Here is a 2,869-nt window from a genome sequence, read left to right on the forward strand (position 1 = left end):
CCTCAAGGCGCTGAAACAACTCGCCGAGGACGGTGTGATCCCCGCTGATCATCCAGTGCCCTGCCTTGTCGAGGACGAGCGCAACGCCATCCTTACCTCGGCCACAGAAAACCTCCAGCGCGCGGCGATGCATCCGGCAGACCAGTTCGAGGCCTTCGACAAGATGATCGGCGAGGGTCGCAGCGAAGACGAGATTGCGCTCAAATTCGGCGTCTCCGTCGACCTGGTGCGCCGTCGCCTCAAACTCGCCCGTGTCGCACCCGAAATCATCGAGCAGTTTCGTGCCGGTGATCTGACCCTCGAATGCGTGATGGCTTTCACGCTGACCGACGACCATGACCGCCAGCTCGCGGTCTGGAACGCCGTGAAGGGCGGCTATCACATCCATCCGCAGAGCATCAAACGTCAGCTGACCGGGGCCGCACATTCGGCGAACTCGGCAATTGGTCGATTTGTCGGCATCGAGGCGTATGAGGCGGCGGGCGGGGTTCTGCTGCGGGATCTCTTCGACGACCGGGCAACCGCTCATATGGAAAACCCCGACCTCTTGGAGCGTCTCGCCATTGAGAAACTGCAGGCTGCGGCCAAACCCTTCGAAGGGATATGGAAATGGGTCGAAGTGCATCTTTCGGTGGATTATGGCGCGTTTCGCAGTTTCGGGCGGGTCTATCCGCAGGACATCGAACCGGATGCGGACATGCTGGCCGAGGAGGAACGTCTCATCGCGCGTGAGGAAGAATTGGCGGCGCAGAACGACGGGGAGGACTGGACCGACGCGGAGACCGAAGAATACTACGCCATCGAGCCGCGTTTGCGCGAAATTGAAGCCATGCAGCGCGAACGGCAACCCTATGCCGAGGCAGATCGCGCTATCGCCGGTGTAGTCCTGACCATCGGCCATGACGGGGTGTTGCGCGTCGAGAAAGGCCTGGTGCGGCCCGAGGACATTCCTGTTGCGCCCGAACCGGACGATACCACCGCAGATCCGGATGGCGCTCCCTCCCCTGCCCGCCCACAGGTGACGCCGCCGACCTCCTCCACGCCGGTGCCGAGCTCCGACCCGGCCGCGACGTTGCGCAAGGCGGACGGGATTTCGGCGAGCCTGGCCGACGATCTGCGCGCCACGCGTCAGCACATCCTGCGGGCGCATCTGGCGGCGGATTTCGAGGTGGCTTTCGATGCGATGCTCTACGCGCTCTGCGAGCAGGCTTTGGGGCGGTCCTACAACAACGAGGCGCTCGATATCTCCATCCGGCCCTTCCAGGCGCAAAACCGCGAGGTGCTGCATGCGGACACCGTCGCTCAGAAGATGCTTGAGGCGTTGGAGCAGGACCTCGCCACCGACTGGATGAAGCTGGAGAAACCCGATGACTTCCGGGCGATGTCGGCCCTGCCCATTGCGGACAAGCAGGCGCTTTTCGCCTGGGCGACGGGTCTCGCGGTCAAGCCGCAGCTCTCCTCTGACAATCGCCCCTCCCACATCATTGAGGAGATTGGTGCGCGGCTCGACGTCGATGTGGCGGCCTGCTGGCGCCCGAGTGCCCAGAACTACTGGGGTCGCGTCAACAAGGGGCATGCGGTGGCCACGGCGCGCAAGCTCATCGGCGATGATTACGCCGAGGATCGCAATCGCGAACGCAAGGGCGATCTCGCAGCCGCGATGGAGCGCGCTTTCGCGGAAACGGCCGGCGAGACGGAAGGTTTCGACGCGGCGACGGCAGCAAAGACAACGCGCTGGCTGCCAGACGGGATGGTGTTTGCCGGTGCGGCGGAGGCCGACGCCAAAATGATTGGCGATGCGCCCGAGGCGGAGGAAGGCGACGTGCCTGCCGCAGACGCTCTGGCCGAGGCGGAGAGCAATGAACCATCGTCCTTGCCCGCCTTCCTTAGCGGAGATGCGGCCTGACGAAGCGAACACCGACCTGATCACGACATGAGCTTTGGGCCGCCCTCACATCGAGGGCGGCTCTTTCCGGCTGACGGGTTGCCGACAGCCGATATCGGATCGGCTGGCCCGTCCCGGAGACATCCTATGACCACCAGACTCGACCTCGATCCTGTTCAGGAAGCCGCACGCATCGCCGCGCAGAATGACGCGTTTCGCAATTCCATCCTCGGCAATCCTTCCGTTGCCGATGCCCCGGAGGGACAGTTTGTGATGACATGTGGCGTCGCCGCGCTTGGACCCGACGCACAACTGGAACTCACACGCCGCGTTGCCGCGTTCGACGCCTTCAATGCCGACAGTGACCCGCAGGGATTGCACGAGATGGGGGTCATCGAATTCAATGGCACGAAGGTTTGGTTCAAGATCGACTTGTACGACGTCGATTATCAGTACGGCTCGCCTGAGCCTTCCGACCCGAAACAGACGCGTCGCGTGCTGACCTTGCTTCTCCCGTCGGAATACTGACGCCCTCCACCCCCAATCGCCGCCCCGGGCCGTCCTTGCATAAAGGGCGGTCCTTTCGGGCTGGCGGGTTTCAAGGGGCGCGATGATCGCGTCCGGCCTGCTGCAGGAGACCAGAGATGGCCAAGACACTCGATTACCAGATCACCCTCTATCCCGCGCATCGTGACGGCGCCTTCGTTGTTACCCAGTTCCATATGATGGCGACCTACCCCGAAAAGCGCGTCCAGGCCGCGGGCATGGACGATTTGATCGACAAGGTGACGCAGTTCGCAATGGAGCATGGTGAGAGTTGCAGTGCTTCGGTGCGTTGCCTCGCCCCGCGCAAACCGCCGGGGTTCAAGCGCGCGACCGAGAATCTGTATTTCAACCTGGTTGACCGGACGGCTGAAAACCGCGGCGACGCTGCGGCCTGAAGCCCCCCAAAGGAAACTCCGGGGCGGCCTCGCGTAACGGTCG

3 protein-coding genes are annotated in these 2,869 nt (G+C 63.3%); all 3 read left to right on the top strand.

Going from position 1 to position 2,869, the window contains the following annotated elements:
• Positions 1-1,906: chromosome partitioning protein ParB (locus MRY75_RS12060; protein ID WP_292308107.1), on the top strand; the 1,906-nt coding region annotated here is incomplete at its 5' end.
• 126 nt (positions 1,907-2,032) lie between these two features.
• Positions 2,033-2,413 carry a DUF3768 domain-containing protein gene (locus MRY75_RS12065; protein ID WP_292308109.1) on the top strand — a complete coding sequence of 127 codons (381 nt, stop codon included), beginning with the start codon at positions 2,033-2,035 and terminating at the stop codon, positions 2,411-2,413.
• Between the two features lie 116 nt (positions 2,414-2,529).
• Positions 2,530-2,826, top strand: a complete 297-nt coding sequence (locus MRY75_RS12070) for a hypothetical protein (RefSeq protein WP_009827033.1) — start codon at positions 2,530-2,532, stop codon at positions 2,824-2,826.
• The last annotated feature ends 43 nt before the right edge of the window (positions 2,827-2,869 follow it).

Source organism: Marivita sp. (genome assembly GCF_022763305.1).
Classification (GTDB): Bacteria; Pseudomonadota; Alphaproteobacteria; order Rhodobacterales; family Rhodobacteraceae; genus Marivita.